Genomic DNA, 22782 nt, shown 5'->3' on the forward strand with positions numbered 1-22782 from the left:
GCGTCAGTCCTGTGCGACCTGCGCCCAGCCGAGCTCGGCCAGTTCGCGCGCCTGCTGGCCGGCTTCGAGCGCGTGCGCGTTGGAGGCGTTGCCCGCGAGCGCGCGGCCCATGATGCCCTGCGCGATGGCTGCGGCACGAAAGAGGTTGAACGCCATGTAGGTGCGCCAGTGCACCGGGTCGACAGGCGGCAGCTGGCGGCGGCGCGAGTAGGCGTCGACATAGGCCTGCTCGGTCGGCAGGCCGAGCTCGGTCAGGGTTGCGGCATCGAGATCGGCCAGGCCGCGGAACGGTGGGGCGAGATGCCACGCCATGCAGTGGTAGGCGAAGTCGGCCATCGGGTCGCCGAGTGTCGACAGTTCCCAATCGAGCACGGCCACGACGCGCGGCGCATCGTGCGCGAACACCAGGTTGTCGAGCCGGTAGTCCCCATGCACGATGGTCGTCGTCGCCTGAGGCGGGAGGTGCGCGGGGAGCCATGCGATGAGCCGCTCCATCGCATCGATGGGTTCGGTTTCGCTGGCTCGGTACTGCTTGCTCCAGCGGTCGACCTGCCGGCCCATGTAGTTGCCGGTGCGGCCGTAGTCGCCGAGGCCGACAGCGACAGGGTCGACCGCATGCAAGGCGGCAAGCACGCGGTTCATCTCGTCGCAAATGGCCGCGCGCTCGGCGGCGCTGACGCCCGGCAGATGCGGGTCCCACAGCACGCGGCCGTCGACGAAGGCCATCACGTAGAAGCTCGTGCCGATGATGGACGGGTCTTCGCACAGCGCATGCACCTTCGGCACCGGCACGTCGGTGCCGCCCAGCGCCTGCATGACGCGAAACTCTCGCTCCACCGCGTGGGCGGATGGCAGCAGCACGCCGGCGGGCTTGCGCCGCACCACGTAGCGGGCCGAAGCCGTCTCGGTCAGAAAGGTCGGGTTGGATTGCCCGCCCTTGAATTGCGAGATGCGGAACGACCGCGCCGCGCTGTCACCGACCTGTTGCGTGAACCAGCGCTGCAGCGCTGCCTCGTCGAAGCGCTGGCGCTCCTGGACTTCGATGGTGCCGCTGAATTGTTCGCTCATGCGGGCACGGAAGGGTGGAATGCGGCCATGGACGGTTGTCTCCTCGGTGAATGCGCGTGCAGAAGTTATCGCGCATGATGGCGCGCGTTCGATGCACCAAGCCTAAGGGCCGCGCCCGGTGAGCCAATGAATGCTTGGAATGGATCTGGATACAGCACATGCATATCTCGCGAGTCGATCTGAATCTGCTGGTCGTGCTCGACACGATCTACACGGAAGGTGGCATCACCAAGGCCGCCGAAAAACTGCACCTGACCCAGCCGGCGATCAGTCATGCGCTGGCGCGCCTGCGCGACCTCTTCAACGACCCGCTGTTCGAGCGACAGGGCCACAAGATGGTGCCCACGCCGCTCACCAAACGGTTGATCGATCCGTTGCGCGGGTCGCTGCAATCGATCGGTTCGCTGCTCAACGACACCCAGAGTTTCGAGCCGGCCACCGCCAAGAAGCGCTTTGTCATCGGTCTGCGCGACTTCATGGAATCGACCGTGATGCCGCCGCTCATGCGGGCGCTTGCCACCGAATCGCCCGACATCGAAGTCTCGAGCGTGCGCGCCAATCGCGGCAGCCTGGAAAGTGAACTCGCGGCCGGCACGCTCGACCTGGCGCTCGACGTGTTGCTGCCGCTGTCGGACGCGGTCAAGGTCAAGCGCATCAGCGTCGACGGGCTGGCCGTGGTTGCGCGCAAGGACCATCCGGCGATCCGCGGTGACGTCGATCTCGAGACCTACCTGGCCCAGCGCCACGTGCTCGTCACCTCGCGTCGCCAGGGGCCGGGCTTCGAGGACATCGAGCTCAGGCGCCTCGGCGTGCAGCGGCAGATCGCGCTGCGCTGCCAGTTCTACTTTGCCGCGTGCCGCACCGTGTCGCAGACCGATCTGGTGCTGACGATGCCCGAGAGCTACGCGCACATGGCCAACAAGCAGTTCGGCAACCAGGTGCTCGCGATGCCGGCACCACTGTCCTCGATGGACGCGTACCTCTACTGGCACGCCAGCACCGACAACGACCCGGCAAACCGCTGGTTGCGCTCGGTGATGCTGCGTTGTTGCGGGCATTGAAGGCGCAAGGGCACCGCTGCAGAGCGGTCGCTCAGATGCTGCGCAGGTTCACCCGTTTCGACAACGCCTCGGCACTCTCGCGCCGCTCGCTGTAGCGGTCGACCAGGTAGTCGGCGCAATCGCGCGTGAGCAGCGTGAACTTGACGAGCTCTTCCATCACGTCGACCACGCGCTCGTAGTAGGGCGACGGCTTCATGCGGCCGTCTTCCTCGAACTCCATGAAGGCCTTGGCGACCGACGACTGGTTCGGGATGGTGATCATGCGCATCCACCGGCCGAGCACCCGCAACTGGTTGACCGCATTGAAGGACTGCGAGCCGCCCGACACCTGCATCACCGCCAGCGTCTTGCCTTGCGTCGGCCGCACCGATCCGATGGCCAGCGGAATCCAGTCGATCTGCGCTTTCATGATGCCGGTCATGGCCCCGTGACGCTCGGGCGAGCACCACACCATGCCTTCGGACCATTGCGCCAGATCGCGCAGCTCCTGCACCTTGGGGTGATCCTCGGGCGCGGCGTCGGGCAGCGGCAAGCCGCCCGGATCGAAGATGCGCGTTTCGGCGCCCATCGCCTGCAACAGGCGCGCAGCCTCTTCGGTCACGAGCCGGCTGTACGAGCGTTCACGCAGCGAACCGTAGAGCAGCAGGATCCGCGGCGGATGCGCGGCTCGCCTTGCAGGCAGCAGCCGTTGCATGTCGGGCTGCTGGAACAGCGCCGCATCGACGTTGGGAAGGTCAGGGCTTGGCGACACGCTGGCCCTTCGCGTCGACCACGGCTTCGCCATCTTCCTTGGCGAACGCTCCCTGCTGCGGCTGCGGCTGCGGCAGGATCTCCAGCACGACCTCCGACGGCCGGCACAAACGCGTGGCGAGCGGCGTGACAACGATCGGCCGGTTGATCAGGACGGGGTGTTGCAGCATGAAGTCGATCAGCTGCGCGTCCGTCCACTTGGCATCGGCCAGACCCAGTTCGTCGTAAGGCGTGCCTTTCTGGCGCAGCACCTCCCGCACCGGCACGCCCATCGCGGCGATCAACGTCTGAAGAGTGGCTCGGTCCGGCGGATTCTTGAGGTACTCGATGACGGTCGGCGCTTCACCGGAATTGCGAATGAGCGCGAGCACGTTGCGCGATGTGCCGCAGGCCGGGTTGTGATAAATCGTGATGTCGGTCATGGTCGAAGCGAAAGGGGTGAGTGAAGACGCAGGCACGGCCGGCTCAGGCAACGCCGAGCCGAAGCGCCAGCGCGGCGAGGGTGACGAACAGCACCGGCACGGTCAGCACGATGCCGACCTTGAAGTAGTAGCCCCAGGCGATCGTCGTGCCCTTTTTGGCGAGCACGTGCAGCCATAGCAGCGTTGCGAGACTGCCGATCGGCGTGATCTTCGGGCCGAGGTCGCAGCCGATGACGTTGGCATAGATCATCGCGTCCTTGACGATGCCGCTGGCGTTCGAAGCGTCGATCGACAGCGCGCCGATCAGCACCGTCGGCATGTTGTTCATCACCGACGAGAGGATCGCGGTGAGGAAGCCGGTGCCCATCGCGGCTCCCCAGACGCCGCTTTCAGCGAAAACGTTGAGCAGCGACGCGATGTGATCGGTCAGCCCGGCGTTGCGCAGCCCGTAGACCACCAGGTACATGCCCAGCGAGAAAACGACGATCTGCCACGGCGCACCGCGCAACACCTTCTTCGTGCTGATCACCGAACCCCGCGCCGCCACGGCCAGAAGGATCACCGCGCCCGCCGCGGCGACCGCGCTCACCGGCACGCCCAGCGGCTCCAGCCCGAAGAAGCCGACGAGCAACAGCACCAGCACCACCCATCCCGCGCGGAAGGTGGCGGGGTCACGGATCGCGTCGCCGGGCGGCTTGAGTTGGCTCACGTCGTAGGTGGTCGGAATGCTGCGGCGGAAGTACAGCATCAGCACCAGCAGGCTGGCCAGCACCGCGGCGATGTTCACCGGCACCATCACCGAGGCGTATTCGTTGAAGCCGATCTTGAAAAAATCGGCCGACACGATGTTGACCAGGTTGGACACGATCAAGGGCAGGCTCGCCGTGTCTGCGATGAAGCCGGCCGCCATCACGAAGGCCAGCGTCGCGGCCGGCGTGAAGCCGAGCGCGATGAGCATCGCCATCACGATGGGCGTGAGGATGAGCGCTGCACCGTCGTTGGCGAACAGCGCCGACACGGCGGCACCGAGCAGCACGATGAAGGCGAACAGCAGCCGCCCTCGGCCACCGCCCCAGCGCGCGACGTGCAGCGCAGCCCACTCGAAGAAGCCGGCCTCGTCGAGCAGCAGGCTGATGATGATGACGGCCACGAAAGTCGCGGTCGCGTTCCAGACGATGCCCCAGACCACGGCGATGTCGGCCAGGTGAACAACGCCCAGGAGCAAAGCGATCACCGCGCCGAGCGATGCACTCCAGCCGATACCCAGGCCGCGCGGCTGCCAGATGACCAGAACGAGCGTGAAGATGAAGAGGAGAATGGCGGTCAGCATGGGAGCGGTCAGCAGCCGCAGGCGACGGGCGTCTCCAGCGCGCAGTCCTCGCCCTGGCAGCAGTTGTCGGTGAGGTACGCGAGCAGGCCGTTCATCTGGTCGAACGCCGCCCTGTAGATGAGATTGCGGCCCTGGCGCTCTTGCGAGGCCAGGCCGGCATGGGTGAGTTCCTTCAAATGGAACGATAGGCTGGTCGCGGGGAGTGCCAGTGCATCGCTCAACGCACCGGGGGTCAGGCCGTCCGACCCTGCAATCACGAGGGCGCGGAACACACGCAGGCGACTGTGTTGAGCGAGGGCGGCCAGGGCTCTGACGACGTTGTCTTCTTCCATCATTCAATTATTGTTGAATAGATGGATCGATGCAACCGTTAAGGAGTTGATCGCCGCATCGATGACGGCGACAGCGCTCAGGCAGTGCGCTGCTTGCGGCTCGCACCCTTCGGCGCTTCGCTGCGCGCCAACCACAGCCCGCTCGCAATGATCAGCGCGCCGCCGCCCAGGGTCCACGCATCGGGCGTCGCCTGCCAGAACAACCAGTCCAGCACAAGCGCCCAGGCCAGCGCGCTGTATTCGAAGGGCGCGATGGCGGCGGCCTGACCGTGGCGGAAAGCCTCGGCGATGCACATCTGGCCCAGAAAGCCGCTGATGGCCAGGCCGCCGAGCACCCACAGGTGCGCGGGCTGGATCGGCACCCAGTGCGGTGCAGCCAGCACGCTGCCGCCCAACGCCATGCCGGCCGTGGTCCAGAAGACGAGGGCGGCGCTCGATTCGGTCCGGCTGATCAGCCGGCCCAGCATGTTCGACAGCGCATAGCAGACCGCCGCGACGAGCACGGCCAACGCGCCCGTCGACAGAAACGCATCCTGATCGGGCTGCAGCGCGATGACGACGCCGACAAAGCCGAGCCCGATGGCGAACCAGTGCCGTGGCTGGACCGACTCGCCGAGCATCGGCACCGCGATGAGCACCATCAGCAACGGCGCAATGAAACTGAGCGTGTACGCCTCGGCCAGGCCGAGCGTCTTCAGGCCCTGGACGAAGAGCACCAGCATCGCCATGTTGAGCGTGGTGCGCAGGAGGTGCAGGCGCCAACGCAGGCGGCGGTTGAACACGCCCGCAGTCTCGCGCCGCCAGGCGATGTACGCGCACACCAGGGGCAGCGCAGTGAGACCGCGCAGCGCCATCACCTGCACCGGCGGGTAGTGCCCGGCCAGGTTCTTGAGCAGCGCGTCCATGCAGGCGAAGAAAGCGCAGGCCAGCAGCATCGCGGCAATGCCGCGCAGCGTTCCGGTCAATGGCATGGCGCGGTGCTTTCGGGGGAGTTGCTGAAGACCAGCAAGAGGTTGTTCGCGGGCATCGCCCGCCTTGCGCGCAAGTCAAGCCCTGACCAGGCGGCTTCGCGCACCACGTCGTCCAGTCGGCGGATGCCCCAGGCCGGATCGCGTGCCCGGAGGCTCTGGTCGAACGCCTCGTTGCCTAGCGCCACCGGGCCGTCTTCCAGATAGGGGCCGTAGGTGATGAGCACGCCGCCCGGCTTCAGGTGGCGGGCCGCGCCTTGCATGAGGGCGGCACAGGTGGCGGCGGGCGCGATGTGGAGCATGTTGGCGCAGAAGAGGGCGTCGAAGCGCTCGTTGAACGCGTCGCCGGTTGTCGGCCAGCGTTCCGACATCACGTCCAGCAAGGCGGGCGGCCTCAGATTCTGCAATCCGCTTTGTGCGATGTGGCTCGCGATCACGGGCAGCAGCGCGGGGTCCGCATCGGTCGGTTGCCAGGCCCAACCGGCCAGCGCCGCGGCAAACCACACCGCGTGTTGCCCCGTGCCCGAAGCGATTTCGAGCGCGACGCCATGCGAGCCCAGCACGTCGCGCAGGGCCTCGAGGATGGGTCGCTTGTTGCGTTCGGCGGCAGGGCTTGAAAGGAGTTCGGACATCGGTGCGAAGCGTGAGTCGGGGATGCCCGACGGTAGCAGCCGTGGACAAACCGGCGAGCCGACGGGCATGCGGGTTTGTGCCAATGACAACAACGCCCTGGACTCCCAACATCGCAAATCTGTTATAACAAATAGCGCTTTGCGAAAGTGATGCGCACCAGGAGACGACGATGCCCATGAAAAGACGCAACTTTCTTCAAGCCACCGCGGCGGCTGGCGTGATGGGCCTGCCGGGCGTGCGCGCCGCCCACGCGCAGACCGCGCCGATCCGCATCGGCGTGATACTGCCGCTCAGCGGCATCGGTGCCGAAGCCGGCGCCGCCTGGCTGGCCGGCGCGAAGATCGGTGTCGCGCAGTGGAACGAAAAGGGCGGCGTGCTCAAGCGCCAGATCGAACTGGTGGCGCGCGACGACAAGTTCAGCAGCGCCGGCGCCGTGACCGCCGCGCGCGACCTCGCGGGCAGCGGCATCAACCTGTTGATCGGCGGCTCGCAATCGCCGATGGCGCTGGCCACCGCGCCGCTGCTCCCGGAACTCAAGGCAGTCATGGTCGCGCCGTGCCCCACGGTGATGACGCTGACGCACGAAGGCTTCCAGCGCAATTTCTTCCGCCTCTCGTGGAATGCGTACATCGCGTTCGCCGGCATCGGCAACATGCTGACGGCCCGCTTCAAGGAGGTCGAAACCTGGTCGTGCATCGTGCCCGACAGCGAGAACGGACGCGACATGGCGCGCTACTTCACCGTCGGCGTGCAGCGTGCAGCGGCCAAGGCTGGCCGTCAGGTGAAGGTGCTCGACCCGGTCTTCGCAAGCCTCAACAAGGCCGACTACAAGGTCGAGATCAACAGCCTGATGAACGCCCCGTCGCAAGGGCTGTTCGTCGGCCTCACCGCGGCGCCGTGCATCAGCCTCTTGCAACAGGGTCGCGCGGTCGGCATGGACAAGAAGTTCAAGGTGATCGGCGACGCCGGCACCGAACTGATGATCGCCAAGGCGATGCAGAAGTCGACGCCGGCCAATCTGTGGAGCATCAGCTACTGGGTGCCGGGCACCGACGTGGGCAAGCGCAACGCGCTGAGCACACCGCTCTACGACGCCTACGTGAAGCTCACCAACGACAAAAGCCCGCCGAGCATCGTGCAGTCGAGCCACCGCTGTGCGCTCGCGCTGTTCAACGCGATCCAGAAAGCCGGCGGCACCGAAACCGATGCGGTCATCACCGCGCTCGAGGGCCTCGACTTCGACACGGCCGTCGGCAGGTACCACATCCGAAAGGAAGACCACCAGGGTCTCGGCACGGCCTACATCGCGAACGTGGGTGTTCGCGATGCGGATCCGGGCTACGGAATCATCGACGCGATCCCCTACAACGAAGCCGAAGTGGCCGAGCCGCCATCGCCCGGCAAACCGCTGGAACTCTAAGGACACGACCATGAACTTCAAACGACGCGATCTCCTCAAGGGTGCTGCAGGTTCCGCAGCGCTCGGTCTCGGCGCGACGCGCATCGTGCGCGCGCAGAACGCACCCATCCGGGTGGGCGTGATGCTGCCGATGAGCGGCATCGGCGCCGAGGTGGGCACTGCGTGGCTGTCCGGCATCAAGGCGGCGCAGCTCCAGTGGAACGAGTCCGGCGGCGTGCTCGGCCGGCAGATCGAGCTGGTGGTGCGCGACGACAAATTCACCAGCGCCGGTGCGGTGGCCGCGGCGCGCGAGCTGGCGGGCGAGGGCATCACCGTGTCGATCGGTGCCGGGCAGTCGCCGATGGGTCTGGCCATTGCGCCGATCCTGGCGGAACTCAAGACCGTCGTGGTCGCGCCGGCGCCCACCGCGATGTCGCTCACGCACGAGAACTTCAGCAAGTATTTCTTCCGTGCGGCATCGAACGGGCTGATCCTCTACGGCGGTATCGGCAACATCATGGCCACGCGTTTCTCCGACGTGAAGAGCTGGGCCGTGATCGCCCCGGACAGCGAGAACGGGCGCGACGTGGTGCGCTACTTCAAGCTCGGCGTGGAGCGCGCGGCCGCCAAGACCGGCAAGCCGACCAAGGTGATCGAGCCGATCTACGCCTCGCTCAACAAGGCCGACTACAAGGTCGAGATCAACAGCCTGATGAATTCGGGGGCCGAGGGCCTCTTCATCGGCCTCACCGCCGCACCGTGCGTCAGCCTGCTGCAGCAGGGCCGGGCGGTCGGCATGGACAAGAAGTTCAAGGTGATCGGCGAAGCCGGGACCGAACTCCTGATCGCCAAGGCGATGCAGAAGTCCACGCCCAAGAACCTTTGGGGAACCACCTTCTGGGCGCCCGAGCTCGAACCGTTCAAGAGCAAGTATCCGCAGAGCGCCAAGCTCATGGAAAACATCGTCAAGGTGACGGGCGACAAGTACCCGCCGGGCATCGTGCAGGCCACGCACCGTTCGGCGCTCGCCATCTTCCACGCGCTGAAGAAAGCCGGATCGACCGACCCCGAGGCGCTGATCCAGGCGCTGGAGGGGCTGGCGTTCGACAGCGCGGCGGGTCCTTACCGCATTCGCAAGGAAGACCACCAGGGCATCGGCACCGCGTACTTCGCCAAGATCGGCGCGCGCGATGCGGCGCCGGGCTACGGCCTTGAAGAAGTGGTGACGATCAATGAATCCGAGATCGTCGAGCCGCCCACGCCTGGCAAGAAGTACGAGGGCTGAGCGTGGTCAATGAACTGATGTTCGCGGTGTTCAACGCCGCTGCGTTCGGCATGGCGATCTTCGTGGTCGCCGCGGGCCTGACGCTGATTTTCGGGCTCATGCGCCTGCTCAACATGGCGCAGGGCGGCTTTTTCATGATCGGCGCCTACACGGCGTATTCGGTCATGGGCCGCGACGTGCAGTCGCTCGGCATGTTCCTCTTCGCGTCGCTGGTCGGCGGCGTCGTCGTCGCGCTGCTCGGCTTGGTGACCGACCGACTGGTGTTGAAGCGCCTGCGCAACGTCGACCCGCACTACGTACTGATCGCCACCTTCGCGCTGATGATGGTGTGCACCGGCGTCACCAAGTTGATCTGGGGTGTCGACTTCTTCTCGGTGAACCCGCCACCCGGACTTGATCAGCCGCTCAATCCGTTCGGCCTGTTCTTCTCGGCCTACCAGCTCTTCGTGATCGGCTCCGGCATCGTGGTGTATCTGATCCTCGAGGTGGCGATCCACCGCCTGTGGTTCGGCAAGCTGATGCAGGCCCTCGCCGCCGACCCATGGATGTCGGGCGTGCTGGGCCTGAACGTGTCGTTCGGCATCGCGTTGAGCGTGATGGCCAGCTTCTTCCTGGCGGGTCTCGCGGGCGGGCTGCTGCTGCCCAACCAAAGCCTGTCGACAGGACTGGGCGATTCGTACCTGATGTTCGCTTTCTTCGCGGTCATCATCGGCGGCCTCGGCAATATCCGCGGTGCGTTCATCGGTTCGCTGGTGCTGGGCCTCGTGCAGAGCCTGAACACGGTGCTGCTGCCCGCGGTGCCGGGTCTCGCGATCTACGTGGTGCTCGCCGGTTTCCTGCTGTGGAAGCCCAACGGCCTGTTCCCGGCGGTCGGCGCGCAAGCCGAGGCGGGCAGCGAAGCGCACGGCTCCGGCGGCTTGCATCGCCCGCGCATCTCGCGGCCGGTGTGGCAGGCGCTCGGCACCGCGACCGTGGTGCTGCTCGCCACGCTGCCGCTGTGGGTGAACGCCGGTCCGCTGTACGTGGTGGGCACCGTGCTGATCCAGATCGTGTTCGCGCTCTCGTGGAACATCCTCTTCGGCTACACGGGTCTCGTCTCATTCGGCCATGCGGGCTTTTTCGCGATCGGCGCCTACCTCACGGCGCTGGCGTTGCGGCACATCGAAGGTGTGCCGTTCCTCGGCGTTCTGGCCTGCGCGGCGGTGTTCGGCGCGATCGCGGCATGGGGCATCGGCGTGCTGGCGTTGCGGCGCATGACCGGCGTGTTCCTGGCCGTGCTGACGGTGGCGCTGGCCGAAGCGCTGCGCCTCATCATCGGGTTCTCGACCTTCCTCGGCCGGGAAGACGGCATCACCGACATCCCTCGGCCGGCGCTCGACTTCGGCCTGTTCCGCATCGACCTGACGAGTTCGACCGCGTACTACTGGTTCCTGCTGGCAACGACGGTGCTGATCACCGGCTTCCTGTGGTGGCTGCTGCACAGCCGCTTCGGGCGAACGTTGCAGACCATTCGCCAGGACGCGGAGCGCGCGGCGTTCATGGGCACCGACGTGGCCCGTTACCGCCTGGCCGCCTTCGTGATCTCCGGCGCGGTGGCGGCGGTGGCGGGGGCGATGTACGCACCGTGGTCGCGCATCGTCACGGTCGAGGAAGTGAACTGGCTCGCCTCCGCGCAGCCGATGCTCAATACCTTGCTCGGCGGCGTGAGCTCGTTCTGGGGCCCGGTGGTCGGCGCTGGCCTGTTCGCCGCGATCACCTATGCCACGCGGACCATGATGGGCCTGTCGGAGCTGATCGTCGGCACCGGGCTGCTGGCCATCATCCTGCTGGCGCCCAACGGTGCGGTCGGGGTCTGGCGCAACATCGAAGAACGCATCTGGGGCCGCCGGCCGGCGTTGCCCGGCGAGAAGGCGTCCGACAAGCCGGGCGTCGGCAAACTCGAAGCGGGCGGTGTGCGATGAGCGCCACCACCGAACTGCTGCGCGTCGACGCGGTCAAGAAGCGCTACGGCCCGATCCAGGTGTTGCACGGCGTGAGCCTGTCGGTCACGCGCGGCGAGGTCTTCGCGATCATCGGTCCCAACGGCGCCGGCAAGACCACCATGTTCAAGGTCATGACCGGTGAGGTCGCCTCCAATGGCGGCACCATCCACTTCGATGGCAAGGACGTGACCCGCATGCCGTCGCACGAGCGCGTGCGCCTGGGCTTCGGCCGCACCTTCCAGGTGGCCCGCGTGTTCCACGACTTCACCGTGCTCGACAACGTGATCGTCGCGATCGAGGCGCGTCGCCGCCACACCGGCGAGCCGCTCGGCTCCTGGCGCCACTGCGCGCCGTTCACCGATGTGCGCGACGAGGCGATGTCCCTGCTGGCCGACGTGAAGCTCGATGCGCTCGCTGACGGCGCCGCGCGCTTCCTTTCGCACGGCGACAAGAAGCGCCTCGAATTCGTCATTGCGCTGGCCGGGCGTCCGACCATCCTGATGCTCGACGAACCCACCGCCGGCATGTCGCCGAGCGACCGCGCCGACATCGCGAAGCTGGTGTCGCGCACCCGCAAGGAGCGCGGCATCACGGTTGTCATGACCGAACACGACATGGACGTGGTGTTCGGCCTGGCCGATCGCATCATGGTCATGAACTACGGCGAGGTCGTGTCGACGGGTACCGTCGACGAGGTGCGCAACGACCCGAAGGTGCGCGAGGTTTACCTCGGCAAGGAGATGGTCGGTGCTTGAAGTCCGCGAACTCGACGCCTATTACGGCGACAGCCACATCCTGCTCGGCCTGCAGCTTTCGGTGAAAGCCGGGCAACGCGTCGCGCTGCTCGGGCGCAACGGCGCCGGCAAGTCCACCCTGCTGAAAAGCGTGATGAACGCGGGCCCCCGGGTCAACGGCATCGTGCGCTTCAACGGCCAGGACCTGCGCGACCTGCCGACGCACAAGCGCACGCGCATGGGCCTTTCGCTGGTGCCGGAAGACCGGCGCATCTTCACCCACCTCACGGTGGCGGAGAACATTTCGATGGCGCGCTACGGTGCGGCGCAAGACCGGCCGGCCGTGCCGGTGGCGGACATCATCACGCGCTTCCCGATGCTCGCGCCGCTGCAGCAGCGCTACGGCGGCCAGCTCAGCGGCGGCCAGCAGCAACTGCTGGCCGTGGCGCGCGCGATGGCGGCCAACCCGTCGCTGCTGCTGCTCGACGAGCCGACCGAGGGGCTCGCGCCCATCATCGTGGAGGAGATGGCGCACGACGTGGTGCGCACCTGCTCCGACAAGAACGTCGCGCTCCTGCTGTGCGAGCAGAACATCTGGTTCGCCCGCCGCTGCACCCACTACGTCTACGTGATCGACACCGGCCGCATCGTCTTCGAAGGCGACTGGGACACCTTCGACCGCAACCCGCATGTTCAGCAGCGCTATCTCGCGCTCTGAGTCCTTCATTTTTTCCATTCAGCTTCAAGCCCCTTGCCATGGATTTGCAATACACCCCCGAACAGAACCAATTGCGCGAAAGCGTCGAGCGCTTCGTGCGCGATGAATACGACTTCACCCGTCGTCGCAAGCTGGTGACCAGCGATGCCGGCCATGACGAGAGTTGCTGGCGCCAGTACGCCGACTTCGGCTGGCTCGCGATTCCCTTCAGCGAAGAAGAAGGCGGCATCGGTGGCGACGCGACCGACACCGGCATCGTGATGGAAGGCGTCGGCCGCGGCCTGCTGCTGGAGCCCTACCTCGCGAACGTCGTGCTGGCCGGTGGTGTCATCAGCGCACTGGGCAATGCGGGCCAGAAGGCCGAATGGCTGCAACCGATGATGCTCGGCCAGCGCAAGCTCGCGCTTGCGTACAGCGAGCCCGGCGCGCGCTACGAGATCAGCACCTGCGCCACCACTGCGCGTCGCGACGGCGGCGGTTGGGTCATCGACGGCCGCAAGTCGCTCGTGTACGGCGGCAGCAAGGCCGACACCTTCGTGGTGATCGCGCGCACCGCAGGCAACCTCGACGACCGCGACGGTCTCTCTGCATTCGTCGTCGATGCCGGCACGCCGGGCCTGGGCATCACGCCGTATGCGCTGCACGACGGCCAGCGCGCCGCCGATGTGGCGTTCGCGGGCGTGCGGGTCGATGCGGCCCGCCTGCTCGGCGAAGAGGGCCAGGCCCTCGCGTCGCTGGAGCTCGTGATCGACCAGGCGATCGCCGCCGTGGCGTCCGAAGCGGTGGGCGCGATGGCCACGCTGGTCGACATGACGCTCGACTACCTCAAGACGCGCCAGCAGTTCGGCCGGCCGATCGGCACCAACCAGGCGCTGCAGCACCGCATGGTCGACATGTACATCGCGCTCGACGAGGCGCGTTCGATGGCACTCTACGGCGCGCTGATGCTCACCGAGCCCGACGCTGCCGCACGCCGCAAGGCGCTCTCGGCCACCAAGATCGAGATCGATCGCACGGCTCGCCTCGTGGGGCAGGAAGCGGTGCAACTGCATGGCGCGATGGGCGTCACCGAAGAGCTGGCGGTCGGCCACTACTTCAAGCGGCTGTCGATGATCGGCGTGAGCTTCGGCGACCGCGACTGGCACCTGCGCCGCTACGCCGGGGGCTGAGTCGCCATGGACCTCACGCTATCCCCCGACGAGCAGCGTTTCGAAGGCGAGGTGCGCGCCTTCATCGCAGACAACTTGCCCGACGACATCCGCGAGAAGGTGCGCCTTGACCGTCACCTCGGCCGCGACGACTTCATGCGCTGGCAGCAGATCCTCGGCCAGCAGGGCTGGTTCACCGGTGCCTGGCCGAAGGCCTTCGGCGGCCATGAATGGAGCCCGATGCAGACCGTCATCTTCAACCGCGTCGCGGGCGAGATGCATTGCCCGGAGCTGCAGGTTTTCGGGCCGGCGATGGTCGGTCCGGTGCTTTACACCTTCGGGACGCCCGAGCAGCAGTCGCAGCATTTGCCGGCGATCCGAGATTCGTCGATCTGGTGGTGCCAGGGCTATTCGGAACCCGGTGCCGGTTCCGATCTCGCGGCATTGCAGACGCAGGCCGAGAATGCCGGCGACCATTACCGGGTCAACGGCCAGAAGATCTGGACGTCGTTCGCGCACCACGCCGACTGGATGTTCTGCCTCGTGCGGACCAGCCGCGAAGGCCGAAAGCAGGAGGGCATCTCTTTCCTGCTCATCGACATGAAGACGCCCGGCGTCGAAGTGCAGCCGATCCGCATGATGGACGGGCGGCACTACCTCAACGCGGTCTTCTTCAACAACGTGAAGGTGCCGCGTGCGAATCTGATCGGCGAGGAGGGCCGCGGCTGGACCTATGCGAAGTTCCTGCTCGAGAACGAACGCGTCGAGAACGCCAACCTTCGCTTCATCACGCAGGAATTGCAAAAGCTTCGCAAGGTGGCGAGCGAGGTGCGGAGCAAGGGCCGGCCGCTGATCGAAGACCCGGCCTTCGCGGCGGCGGTGAGCGCGGTCGAGATCCAGTTCAAGACGCTCGAGATCGGCCTGCTGCGCACGCTCTCCGACATGCACGCCGGCGCGACCGTGGGGGCCGGCAAATCGTCGTTCATCAAGATCCGCGGCACCGAGATCGCGCAACGCATCACCGAGCTCCTGGTGCAGGCCAGCGGCGCCGATGCGCAGCGCTACCAGCCAGGCCCGTTGTTCGACCAGAGCGACGCGGCGCTCATCGGCCCCGAGTACGCGCTCGGCCCGGTGGCGACCTATCTTTTCTGCCGCGCCATGACCATCTACGGCGGCAGCACCGAGGTTCAGAAAAACATCATGGCCAAGCACACGCTCGGCCTTTAAAAATGACCGACGACATCGACTACCTTCAAGGCGAAAAGCCACTTCACGACTACCTGCGCGAACATGCGCGACGCCATCCCGACAAGACGGCCATCGTCTGGTACGGGCGCGAAATCAGCTACGCAGAGCTCGACCGTTTCAGCGACGCGTTCGCGCACGACCTGCATGCGCGCGGCGTGCGCAAGGGCGACCGCGTCGCGCTCTTCATGCAGAACTGCCCGCAGTACCAGGTGGCGCACTTCGGCATCCAGAAGATCGGCGCGATCGTGAGCCCGTGCAGTCCGATGTTCAAGGCCCACGAGTTCGCCTACCAGGTGGGCGACCTCGGCGCGAAGGCGCTGGTGGTGGCCGACCACCTGGTGCCGATCGTGCAGTCGGTGCGCGACCGGGTCGACGTGCCGCATGTGTTCAGCGTGCGCTATGCCGACCTGCTGCCCGCCGAGCCGACCCTTCGCGTGCCCGACGAGGTCGCGGCCCGGCGTCCGTTGCCCGAAGGCACGATCGATTTCCATGCCGTCATCACCGCACCCGGTGCGCCTGCGCCCAGCGTCGAACTGGCGATGGACGACGTCGCGCTCATGACGTACACCTCGGGCACGACCGGCATGCCCAAGGGCGCGATGCTGAGCTACCGCAACGCGCTCTACAAGACGGCCGTGGGCGAGGAGATGTTCCGCATCCGCAACGAGGACGTGATGCTGGCTGTCGCGCCGCTCTATCACATCGCCGGCATGATCTGCGGCGTGACCCTGCTCGCCTACACCGGCGCGACCGTGGTGCTGCTCAACAAGATGGACCCGCTCGCGGTGCTGCAGGCGATCGACCGCCACAAGGTGACCTGGTGGTACGCGATGGCACCGATGCTCGTGGCCGCCATGAACGAGCCCGATGCGAAGCGCTTCGATCTCTCGTCGCTGCAAACCACCATGGGCACCAGCTTCGGCATCAAGCTGACCGAAGAGCTGGCAGCCAAGTGGAGCGCGTTCGCCAACGGATGCCTGGTCTACGAAGCGGGCTACGGGCTGTCGGAGACGCACACCAACGACGTGCTGATGCCACGCGACGGCATCCGCTGGGGCACCAACGGCGTCCCTGGCAAAGGCGTCGATCTCAAGATCATCGACCTCGACGGCGAGACCGTGCCGAATGGCCAGACCGGCGAGATCGTGGTGCGCAGTCGTGGCGTGTTCCATGGGTATTGGAACAAGCCTGAAGCCACAGCCGAAGTGCTGCGCGACGGCTGGGTGCACACCGGCGACATCGGCAAGCTGGACGACGATGGCTATCTCACCTTCGTCGGGCGCATCAAGGAAATGATCAAGGTGTCGGGCTTCAGCGTGTTCCCGGAAGAGGTCGAGTCGATCCTGATCCTGCATCCGGACGTGGGACAGGTCGCCGTGATCGGCGTGCCCGATGCCGACAAGGGCGAGGTCGTCAAGGCGTTCATCGTGCCGAGTGGTGGCGCAGCGAAACCCTTCGACAGCGACACGCTGCTCGGGTGGGCGCGGGAGAACATGTCGCACTACAAGGTGCCGCGCCAGCTCGAGCTGCGCGACTCGCTACCGGCCACGGGCACCGGCAAGGTGTTGCGACGGTTGTTGAAGGCGGCTTGAGAAGGCGGCGTCGGTCGCGCTCAGCGTCGTCGCGCAAAGCGCACGACGGTCACACCGGCGCGCGCCTGGCGTAGCGAAGGCATCACCAGCACGCAGTCGTCGTACGGCGTGACGATTGGTTCGCCGCCGTTGTGGCCGATCACGGTGCCGGCATCGGCGATCACCTGGAGGCCACTGAGCGGGCGCGTGAACGCGACGTTCGCGTCGCGTGCGACCACCCCGCCGGTCACGTCGAGAATCCACGGATCGGGCGCGTCGGGCAGATGCCAGCCTGGCATGCGTTGCCGGGCGTCGGACTGCTCGATCGTGCCGGCTGCCAGCAGGAAGCGAAGGCACTGGTCTTGCGCCACGTCGCGGCTGCCCGCTGCACCATGAAAGCCGCATTCGACCAGCAGCGAGCGCGCCCCGGCCGCAACCGCCGCAGGGTCGCCGAAGCGGCCGAAGTCGCGCATGCGGGTGCCGTCCTTGTGGCCGGCATCCACCACGATATGGGCGGGCGAGCCCATCTGCACGGCCAGTGCAATGTTCTCCTGCTGCATGCCGCTCAACGTGAGCGGCAACCCCGGTTCGTGCATCGAATGCAGGTCGAGCAGCCAGTCGGCCTCGCGCACGAGCGGTTCGAGTTGGGCCGCCCGACGGCGTTCGCGACTCGTGGCGTTTGCGAGGCGGTCGGGCGACCATTGGCGGTTCATATCTTCGTCCACGAAGCGCGACGCGTCGGGGTCGGCGGCGTCGAATCGATCGAACGCAGCAAGGTTGCAGAACGCCAGCGTCAGCGTGCCCCGGCGCGGGCGCAGCCCGGCTTCCAGCAGCCCCTTGAGCGCCCAGGCGCCGCAGAGTTCGTTGCCGTGCACCAGTGCGGTGATCAGCACCTGGCGTCCCGGCGCGCTGGACGCGAAGCGCCACACGCCTTCGGTGCCGGTGTTGCCTGCGCGCCATGGCGCGATGTCCGGTGCGGGAAGCGCGAAAGGCGGTGAATCCTGCTGCATCGTCACTCGTCCTTGATGTTGGCGAACTCGACGATCTTCCGATACTTTTCGGTTTCCGAGACGAGGTACTTGTCGAGGTCGGGTTGCCCGGTCGGCACCACCGAGCCGGAAGCTTCCATCGTCTTGCGGTAGTCCTGCGCGGCGAGCGTTTCGGTCAACGCGGTCTTGAGCCGCGCCACCACTGGCGCCGGCATGCCGGACGGCCCGACCAGCACGAACCAGACGCCGATGTCGACGTTCTTGAGGGCGGGCGTTTCCGAGAGTGCAGGAACATTCGGCAAGACCGCCGAGCGCTTCGATTCCGTGGTGCCGAGTGCGACCAGCTTGCCGCTCCTGATGAGCGGCAGCGCGCTTGACATCACGAACACGCCGAGGTCCAGGTTGCCGCCGATCAGGTCGGTGGTCAGGGGGCCTGTCCCGCGGTACGGGATATGCGTGAGGAACACGCCGCCTTGCTGCTTCACCATTTCGCCGGCGACGTGCAGCGCGGTGCCGACGCCGGAACTGCCGTAGGTCATCTGGCCGGGCCGCGACTTGGCGCTGCGCAGGAAGTCGGCCGTCGACTTGATGCCGCTGGTGGGCGTCGTGGTGAGCACCAGCGGTTGAGAACCGAGCAGGCCGATCGGGGTGAAGTTCTTCAGCGAATACTTCACCGACTTCCGGACCAGTCCGTTGATGGCCATCTCGTTGTTGGCCCCGACCAGCAACGTGTAGCCGTCGGGGGTGGCCGAAGCGACTTTTTGTGCGCCGATCGAGCCGCCGGCACCGCCTGCGTTCTCGACGACCACGGGTTGGCCCAGCCGTGCCGCGAGATCGAGCGCCAGCGTGCGCGCGACCAGATCGGTGCTGCCGCCGGCGGGATAGCCGACCACCAGCGTGATCGGGCGCTGCGGGTAGGGCGCGGCTTGCGCCATGGCTTGCGACGCGGGTACCGCCAAGGCGATCAGCAGGCTCAGTGCAGGGGCGAAAGCGGGTTTTTGCATGGGGACCTCGAGGTGGAATGTGCAGACATTCTCAAAGCCGGTAGTCGTTCGTCCTGTGCCGAAACGGCACAATCTCCTGCTCATTCGGCAAGCGAGCATCGACATGCAGATCAAGTGGCTCGAAGACTTCATGGCGTTGGCGCTCACGCGCAACTTCAGCCGTGCGGCGGAACTGCGCAACGTCACGCATCCTGCGTTCGGACGTCGCATTCAGGCGCTCGAGGCCTGGGCAGGCACGGCGTTGGTAGAGCGCGGCGCAAGCCCGGTCGCGCTCACCGCTGCCGGTGAGCGGTTTCTCAAAGCGTCGACGCAAACCGTGCGCGGCCTGGAGAGCGCGCGGCTCGAACTGCTTGGCGAGGCAGGGCGCTCTGCGCGCACCGTGACCATTGCAACCGGCCGCACCTTGGCCCGCACCGTCGTCGCGGACTGGCTCGTGCGATTGCAGCCGGTGGTGCGGGATGCGCGGGTTCGGATCGTCACCGGCAGCCTGGCCGACACCGCGCACCTGCTCGAGCGCAACGAGGTCGACCTGACCGTTGTGTATCACCACCCGGTGCTCACCGTGAGACTCGACGCGCGACAGTTCTCGCATGTGACTCTGGCGTCGGACAAGCTGGTGCCGGTCGCACGCGCGGGCGCCGACGGGTTGCCCATCCACTCGATCAACGGCAGCCGTCCTGTTCCGTTGCTGGACTACGGCCGCGGGCTCGCGCTGGCACGCCTGCTCGACGACCACCTCGCCAACAACCCGCTTGTGCCTCAGGTCGAGCGCCGCATCGAATGCGACTCCGCCGATGCACTGCTCGAATACGTTCACAAAGGCTTCGGCATTGCCTGGCTGCCGTGGTCGATGGTCCAGGGCGAATGCAAGGCAGGACGGCTCGCGCTGGCGGGCGACCGGCGGATGGAAGTCAAGATGGAAGTGCGGCTCTACCGGCCGAAGCGCCGGTTGGGCGGCCTCGTCGAGGCGGTCTGGAAATCGGCCGCGCGCGGCGGGGCCTGATCTAAAGGATCGGCCCGTGTCATTGTTTCCGCCGCGCGAACACCGCGATTCATTTTCTGAAAGTTTTTACGGACGCTTGCGGCTCAAACTTCATCCCACAGACCGGCCCGCAAGGGCGGTCTGCGTGAACAACAAACAATGAAGGAAGAACTGAAATGACCGTCTCGAAAATCCTCTCCGCCATTGCCATTGCCATCGCCGTCATGGCCGCAACGGGCGCCGCCCACGCCGAAACCTATGAAGGCGCGCAGGCGTTCAACAGCGTCAAGAGCCGCTCGGAAATGAACGCGCAAGCGGTCGCCGCGGCGTCGGCACCCAACCAGAACGTGACCAATGGCTCGCGCGTGACGCCTTTGCTGACCAGCCCAGCCGACCGCTCGCGCATCAATGCGGAAGCCACGGCGGCTGCGCAGGCTCCGAACCAGAATCTGAGCCGCGGTGCCTTCGTGAACAGCGCCGTGCCCGCGCAGTACACCAGCCAGCCGGCGCCGCGCCAGGCCGGCCTGTAATCGGCCCGGGCGCCGAGGCGCCCGTTGAAAAAGCCGGCCCCGCGCGCAAGCGTCGGGCCGGCTTTTTGTCGTGCGCGGCGTCAGTGCGGGACGTGCCGAAAGCAGTGGTGATCGTGGTCGTCGATCACGCCGACCGCCTGCAACCACGCATACACGATCACCGGCCCGACGAACTTGAAACCGCGCTTCTTGAGCGCTGCCGACATCTCTTCGGACAGCGGGCTTTTCACCAGGCGCTCGGCGCTCGCGTTGCGCACCGGCGTGCCGCCCGCCATCGTCCAGACGAACGCCGACAAATCCTCGCCGGCGGCCTGCATCGCCAGATAGGCGCGGGCGTTGCCGATGACCGCCTGGATCTTCGAGCGGGAGCGCACGATGCCGGCGTCCTGCACCAGCCGCTCGACATCTTCTTCGCCGAAGCGCGCGACTTTTTCGGGATCGAAATTTTGAAACGCCGCGCGAAACGCATCGCGCTTGCGCAGGATGATGAGCCACGACAAGCCGGCCTGGAAGCCGTCGAGCATGAGCTTTTCCCACAGAGCGCGGCTGTCGTGCTCCGGCACGCCCCATTCGGTGTCGTGGTAGCTGGCGAGCAGCGGATCGCTCTCGGCCCAGGCGCAGCGCGCGGGCGTGACCATCACGCTAGAGGTCGCGGCCGAGGCCCTGCGCACCGAGCACCGACTTCAGGCGGCGCACCTCGTGCTGCAGGTCGAGGATCAACGCAGCCGCGTCCAGGCCGACGCCGAAGTCGCGCTGCAGGCGGCTCGCCTCGAGCGCGCACTGCAGGTCGGCGCTGTGAAAGCGCCATTCGGCCGGTGCCGGACGCGGCGCCGGGACGTGCACGATGCCGACCTCGACCAGCTCGACGACCCAATCGATTTCAGCGCCGACCGCGTGCGCGAGTTCGGCGGCCGCCAGCGGGCGGGCGTTGCCGATCGCGGTCGAGGTGGTGGTGACAGTGGTGACGGTGTAGTGCGCCATGGCGTCAGGCTCCCGAGGTTCCCAGGTGGCGGCGCGGGTCGAAAGAAGACGCCGCCGTCGCGAGTTGTTCATAGGCCTGCCGCACCGCGTCGCTGTCGGCCGACGGCAGCACGATGTCGATCAGCAGGTAGAGGTTGCCCGGTGGCTTGCCGGGCAGGCCGCGCTCTTTCAGGCGCAGCTTCAGCCCGTTGCGCGCATTGCGCGGCACCGTCACCTCGACCACGCCGCCGCCCGGCGTGGGCACCTGCACCTGCGCACCGAGTGCGGCTTCGGTCGGGGTGATGGGCAGCGTCATGTACAGGTCGCGCTCTTCGACGCGGTACAGCTTGTGCGGCGCGATGCGCACTTCGAGGTACAGGTCGCCGGCCGGCTCGCCACCGTGGCCCGGCATGCCGTGGCCGGTGAGGCGGATGAACTGGCCCGGATGCACGCCAGCCGGAATCTTCACGCTCAGCGTGCGGTTGACGAAGGTGGGCTGACCCTGCGCGTCGGTGTCCATCGCGCGCAGCGTGATCTCACGCTCGGCGCCGTTCAGCGCGTCTTCGAGCGAGATCTCGATGGCGGCATGGTGGTCTTCGCCGCGCGCGCGGTGCTGGCGTCGCTCGGCACCCCGGCGTTCGGAGGCACCGAACATCGACGAGAAGAATTCGCTGAAGTCCGCCTGGTCGGCCGGTCCGCCCCCGGGGCCACGGCGAAACTCGAAGCCTTCGTCCCAGTTGGGTGGCGGCTGGAACCCGCCGCCGGCATCGGCGCTGCCGCCGCGGGCCACGCGCGCGGCGAGCGCGTCGTAGGCGGCGCGCTTTTCCTTGTCGCGCAGCACGTCGTTGGCCTCGTTGATGTCGCGCATCTTCACTTCGGCGTCGGCTTCCTTGCTGACGTCGGGATGGTATTTGCGCGCCAGCTTCCGGTAGGCCTTGCGCACCTCGTCTTCCGACGCGGTGTGCGCGAGGCCGAGGGTCTTGTAGTAGTCCTTGAAGTCCATGGGGTCCGGTGGCGTGGTGTTCAGGCGATGGCGGCGCCGCCGTCCACATCCTGTGCCAGCGCGCGCACGGTCCATGTGGGGCCATTGCGCTCGAAACGCAATGGCTGGGCGTTGCCGAGCACGTCGGGGCCGATCGGCACGCCGAGCAACGCGGCCAGCACGTAGAGCGTGCCGCCATGCGCAACGACGAGCACCGGGCCGGGCTCGGCCAGCGCGGCGTCGAGCGCGGCGCGCTTGCGTTCCACGAAGCCGGGCAGCGTCTCGCCATTGGCCGGCGCACAGGCCCAGTCTAGGTTGGCGGACGAGGTGCCGATCAGATCGCCGAAGTGGCGCTCGCGCAGGTTCTCGCGCTCCAGCGGCACCAGCTTGAGCGCGGCGCCCACGGCCTTGGCGGTGGTGAGCGCACGGTGCGCGTCGCTCGCCACCAGCGTGCGGATCGGCTCGCCGGCCAGCAGCGTGGCGGCCCGCGCAGCCTGTTGCAAGCCAAGTTCGCTCAGAGGCTCGTCGACGCCCTGGAAGATGCGCAGGGCGTTGCCGCCAGTCTGGCCGTGGCGCAGGAAGTAGAAGTGGTCGCAGGCCGGCGAGAGCGGCGCCGCCGACGCGAGGCGGACCAGCTCGTCGAAGCCGGCCGGGTGCTGGACGGTGAAATGGGGTGCAGCGCTCAT

At 66.9% G+C, this 22782-nt stretch carries 24 protein-coding genes; 11 read left to right on the forward strand and 13 right to left on the reverse strand.

All coding sequences use genetic code 11. The annotated features are described in order from the left end of the window. Nucleotides 1–3: 3 nt before the first annotated feature. On the reverse strand, nt 4–1068 hold the full coding sequence (locus tag AX767_RS17435) for a phosphotransferase (protein ID WP_068632480.1): 1065 nt from the start codon (nt 1066–1068) through the stop codon (nt 4–6). Nucleotides 1069–1226: 158 nt separating this feature from the next. Here AX767_RS17435 and AX767_RS17440 point away from each other — a divergent pair, with 158 nt between their 5' ends. Then, on the forward strand, nt 1227–2129 hold the full coding sequence (locus tag AX767_RS17440; RefSeq protein WP_068632481.1) for a LysR family transcriptional regulator: 903 nt from the start codon (nt 1227–1229) through the stop codon (nt 2127–2129). A gap of 31 nt (nt 2130–2160) precedes the next feature. On the opposite strand, the gene arsH is transcribed toward AX767_RS17440, so the two are convergent. The 6 genes from arsH to AX767_RS17470 all read right to left on the reverse strand — a co-directional run bounded on the left by arsH (nt 2161) and on the right by AX767_RS17470 (nt 6563). Further along, nucleotides 2161–2913 (reverse strand): arsenical resistance protein ArsH, encoded by a 753-nt coding sequence (gene arsH / locus AX767_RS17445; protein WP_068632482.1) that lies wholly within the window; start codon nt 2911–2913, stop codon nt 2161–2163. Further along, nucleotides 2864–3301 carry an arsenate reductase (glutaredoxin) gene (arsC, locus tag AX767_RS17450; protein WP_068632483.1) on the reverse strand — a complete coding sequence of 146 codons (438 nt, stop codon included), beginning with the start codon at nt 3299–3301 and terminating at the stop codon, nt 2864–2866. Before arsC ends, arsH begins: the two co-directional genes overlap by 50 nt. Before the next feature lie 43 nt (nt 3302–3344). Next, nucleotides 3345–4631: an arsenic transporter gene (locus AX767_RS17455; protein ID WP_068632484.1), complete on the reverse strand. Its 1287-nt coding sequence runs from the start codon at nt 4629–4631 to the stop codon at nt 3345–3347. An 8-nt stretch (nt 4632–4639) separates the two neighbouring features. After that, the gene (locus AX767_RS17460) at nt 4640–4963 is read right to left on the reverse strand and encodes an ArsR/SmtB family transcription factor (protein ID WP_068633824.1); all 324 of its coding nucleotides are present in this window, start codon (nt 4961–4963) and stop codon (nt 4640–4642) included. 77 nt (nt 4964–5040) lie between these two features. Then, nucleotides 5041–5934 carry a DMT family transporter gene (locus AX767_RS17465; RefSeq protein ID WP_068632485.1) on the reverse strand — a complete coding sequence of 298 codons (894 nt, stop codon included), beginning with the start codon at nt 5932–5934 and terminating at the stop codon, nt 5041–5043. Beyond that, entirely contained in the window at nt 5925–6563 is a 639-nt protein-coding gene (locus AX767_RS17470) for a DUF938 domain-containing protein (protein WP_068632486.1), read from the reverse strand. The genes AX767_RS17465 and AX767_RS17470 overlap by 10 nt, the downstream gene beginning before the upstream one ends. 170 nt (nt 6564–6733) lie before the next feature. Here AX767_RS17470 and AX767_RS17475 point away from each other — a divergent pair, with 170 nt between their 5' ends. Genes AX767_RS17475 through AX767_RS17515 form a run of 8 tightly spaced genes read left to right on the forward strand, consistent with a single transcriptional unit; the run spans nt 6734 to nt 16670 of the window. Further along, complete coding sequence (locus AX767_RS17475) at nt 6734–7984, forward strand: ABC transporter substrate-binding protein (RefSeq protein WP_082755055.1); 1251 nt, start codon at nt 6734–6736, stop codon at nt 7982–7984. Between the two features lie 10 nt (nt 7985–7994). After that, nucleotides 7995–9248, forward strand: coding sequence for an ABC transporter substrate-binding protein (locus tag AX767_RS17480; protein WP_068632488.1), 1254 nt, complete (start codon nt 7995–7997; stop codon nt 9246–9248). 2 nt (nt 9249–9250) lie between these two features. Next, the gene (locus tag AX767_RS21720) at nt 9251–11209 is read left to right on the forward strand and encodes an ABC transporter permease (RefSeq protein WP_210392502.1); all 1959 of its coding nucleotides are present in this window, start codon (nt 9251–9253) and stop codon (nt 11207–11209) included. Then, nucleotides 11206–11985 carry an ABC transporter ATP-binding protein gene (locus tag AX767_RS17495; RefSeq protein ID WP_068632489.1) on the forward strand — a complete coding sequence of 260 codons (780 nt, stop codon included), beginning with the start codon at nt 11206–11208 and terminating at the stop codon, nt 11983–11985. Before AX767_RS21720 ends, AX767_RS17495 begins: the two co-directional genes overlap by 4 nt. Beyond that, on the forward strand, nt 11978–12682 hold the full coding sequence (locus AX767_RS17500; protein WP_068632490.1) for an ABC transporter ATP-binding protein: 705 nt from the start codon (nt 11978–11980) through the stop codon (nt 12680–12682). Before AX767_RS17495 ends, AX767_RS17500 begins: the two co-directional genes overlap by 8 nt. Nucleotides 12683–12720: 38 nt before the next feature. After that, nucleotides 12721–13851, forward strand: a complete 1131-nt coding sequence (locus AX767_RS17505) for an acyl-CoA dehydrogenase family protein (RefSeq protein ID WP_068632491.1) — start codon at nt 12721–12723, stop codon at nt 13849–13851. Between the two features lie 6 nt (nt 13852–13857). Then, nucleotides 13858–15057: an acyl-CoA dehydrogenase family protein gene (locus AX767_RS17510; protein ID WP_068632492.1), complete on the forward strand. Its 1200-nt coding sequence runs from the start codon at nt 13858–13860 to the stop codon at nt 15055–15057. 2 nt (nt 15058–15059) lie between these two features. Further along, on the forward strand, nt 15060–16670 hold the full coding sequence (locus tag AX767_RS17515; RefSeq protein ID WP_210392504.1) for an AMP-binding protein: 1611 nt from the start codon (nt 15060–15062) through the stop codon (nt 16668–16670). A 20-nt stretch (nt 16671–16690) separates the two neighbouring features. Here the strand turns inward: AX767_RS17515 and AX767_RS17520 are convergent, their stop codons facing one another. Next, a complete protein-coding gene (locus tag AX767_RS17520; RefSeq protein ID WP_068632493.1) occupies nt 16691–17659 on the reverse strand; it encodes a succinylglutamate desuccinylase/aspartoacylase domain-containing protein in 969 nt (322 codons plus the stop codon). A 2-nt stretch (nt 17660–17661) separates the two neighbouring features. Continuing rightward, nucleotides 17662–18642, reverse strand: a complete 981-nt coding sequence (locus AX767_RS17525) for a Bug family tripartite tricarboxylate transporter substrate binding protein (RefSeq protein WP_068632494.1) — start codon at nt 18640–18642, stop codon at nt 17662–17664. A 103-nt stretch (nt 18643–18745) separates the two neighbouring features. Here AX767_RS17525 and AX767_RS17530 point away from each other — a divergent pair, with 103 nt between their 5' ends. Beyond that, nucleotides 18746–19645 carry a LysR family transcriptional regulator gene (locus AX767_RS17530; RefSeq protein ID WP_068633829.1) on the forward strand — a complete coding sequence of 300 codons (900 nt, stop codon included), beginning with the start codon at nt 18746–18748 and terminating at the stop codon, nt 19643–19645. 155 nt (nt 19646–19800) lie between these two features. Beyond that, nucleotides 19801–20154, forward strand: coding sequence for a hypothetical protein (locus tag AX767_RS17535; RefSeq protein ID WP_068632495.1), 354 nt, complete (start codon nt 19801–19803; stop codon nt 20152–20154). 80 nt (nt 20155–20234) lie between these two features. Here the strand turns inward: AX767_RS17535 and AX767_RS17540 are convergent, their stop codons facing one another. The 4 genes from AX767_RS17540 to AX767_RS17555 are packed head-to-tail and all read right to left on the reverse strand — an operon-like array spanning nt 20235 to nt 22782. Beyond that, nucleotides 20235–20792 carry a DNA-3-methyladenine glycosylase I gene (locus tag AX767_RS17540; protein WP_068633832.1) on the reverse strand — a complete coding sequence of 186 codons (558 nt, stop codon included), beginning with the start codon at nt 20790–20792 and terminating at the stop codon, nt 20235–20237. Between the two features lie 4 nt (nt 20793–20796). Beyond that, a complete protein-coding gene (locus AX767_RS17545; RefSeq protein WP_068632496.1) occupies nt 20797–21135 on the reverse strand; it encodes a chaperone modulator CbpM in 339 nt (112 codons plus the stop codon). 4 nt (nt 21136–21139) lie between these two features. Continuing rightward, nucleotides 21140–22117, reverse strand: a complete 978-nt coding sequence (locus tag AX767_RS17550) for a DnaJ C-terminal domain-containing protein (RefSeq protein WP_068632497.1) — start codon at nt 22115–22117, stop codon at nt 21140–21142. 20 nt (nt 22118–22137) lie between these two features. Next, nucleotides 22138–22782 (reverse strand): histidine phosphatase family protein, encoded by a 645-nt coding sequence (locus tag AX767_RS17555; RefSeq protein WP_068632498.1) that lies wholly within the window; start codon nt 22780–22782, stop codon nt 22138–22140.

Origin of the sequence: Variovorax sp. PAMC 28711, assembly GCF_001577265.1 — a bacterium.
Lineage (GTDB): Bacteria > Pseudomonadota > Gammaproteobacteria > Burkholderiales > Burkholderiaceae_C > Variovorax.

Coding starts and splice junctions, on each gene's coding strand:
- AX767_RS17540 (WP_068633832.1), bottom strand. CDS start 20,792: ATGGTCACGCCCGCGCGCTGCGCCTGGGCCGAGAGCGATCCGCTGCTC.
- AX767_RS17455 (WP_068632484.1), bottom strand. CDS start 4,631: ATGCTGACCGCCATTCTCCTCTTCATCTTCACGCTCGTTCTGGTCATC.
- AX767_RS17440 (WP_068632481.1), top strand. CDS start 1,227: ATGCATATCTCGCGAGTCGATCTGAATCTGCTGGTCGTGCTCGACACG.
- AX767_RS17435 (WP_068632480.1), bottom strand. CDS start 1,068: ATGAGCGAACAATTCAGCGGCACCATCGAAGTCCAGGAGCGCCAGCGC.
- AX767_RS17475 (WP_082755055.1), top strand. CDS start 6,734: ATGCCCATGAAAAGACGCAACTTTCTTCAAGCCACCGCGGCGGCTGGC.
- arsH (WP_068632482.1), bottom strand. CDS start 2,913: ATGGCGAAGCCGTGGTCGACGCGAAGGGCCAGCGTGTCGCCAAGCCCT.
- AX767_RS17505 (WP_068632491.1), top strand. CDS start 12,721: ATGGATTTGCAATACACCCCCGAACAGAACCAATTGCGCGAAAGCGTC.
- AX767_RS17525 (WP_068632494.1), bottom strand. CDS start 18,642: ATGCAAAAACCCGCTTTCGCCCCTGCACTGAGCCTGCTGATCGCCTTG.
- AX767_RS17545 (WP_068632496.1), bottom strand. CDS start 21,135: ATGGCGCACTACACCGTCACCACTGTCACCACCACCTCGACCGCGATC.
- AX767_RS17465 (WP_068632485.1), bottom strand. CDS start 5,934: ATGCCATTGACCGGAACGCTGCGCGGCATTGCCGCGATGCTGCTGGCC.
- AX767_RS17535 (WP_068632495.1), top strand. CDS start 19,801: ATGACCGTCTCGAAAATCCTCTCCGCCATTGCCATTGCCATCGCCGTC.
- AX767_RS17480 (WP_068632488.1), top strand. CDS start 7,995: ATGAACTTCAAACGACGCGATCTCCTCAAGGGTGCTGCAGGTTCCGCA.
- AX767_RS17520 (WP_068632493.1), bottom strand. CDS start 17,659: ATGCAGCAGGATTCACCGCCTTTCGCGCTTCCCGCACCGGACATCGCG.
- AX767_RS17495 (WP_068632489.1), top strand. CDS start 11,206: ATGAGCGCCACCACCGAACTGCTGCGCGTCGACGCGGTCAAGAAGCGC.
- AX767_RS17460 (WP_068633824.1), bottom strand. CDS start 4,963: ATGGAAGAAGACAACGTCGTCAGAGCCCTGGCCGCCCTCGCTCAACAC.
- AX767_RS17510 (WP_068632492.1), top strand. CDS start 13,858: ATGGACCTCACGCTATCCCCCGACGAGCAGCGTTTCGAAGGCGAGGTG.
- arsC (WP_068632483.1), bottom strand. CDS start 3,301: ATGACCGACATCACGATTTATCACAACCCGGCCTGCGGCACATCGCGC.
- AX767_RS17550 (WP_068632497.1), bottom strand. CDS start 22,117: ATGGACTTCAAGGACTACTACAAGACCCTCGGCCTCGCGCACACCGCG.
- AX767_RS17530 (WP_068633829.1), top strand. CDS start 18,746: ATGCAGATCAAGTGGCTCGAAGACTTCATGGCGTTGGCGCTCACGCGC.
- AX767_RS17555 (WP_068632498.1), bottom strand. CDS start 22,782: ATGAGCGCTGCACCCCATTTCACCGTCCAGCACCCGGCCGGCTTCGAC.
- AX767_RS17515 (WP_210392504.1), top strand. CDS start 15,060: ATGACCGACGACATCGACTACCTTCAAGGCGAAAAGCCACTTCACGAC.
- AX767_RS17470 (WP_068632486.1), bottom strand. CDS start 6,563: ATGTCCGAACTCCTTTCAAGCCCTGCCGCCGAACGCAACAAGCGACCC.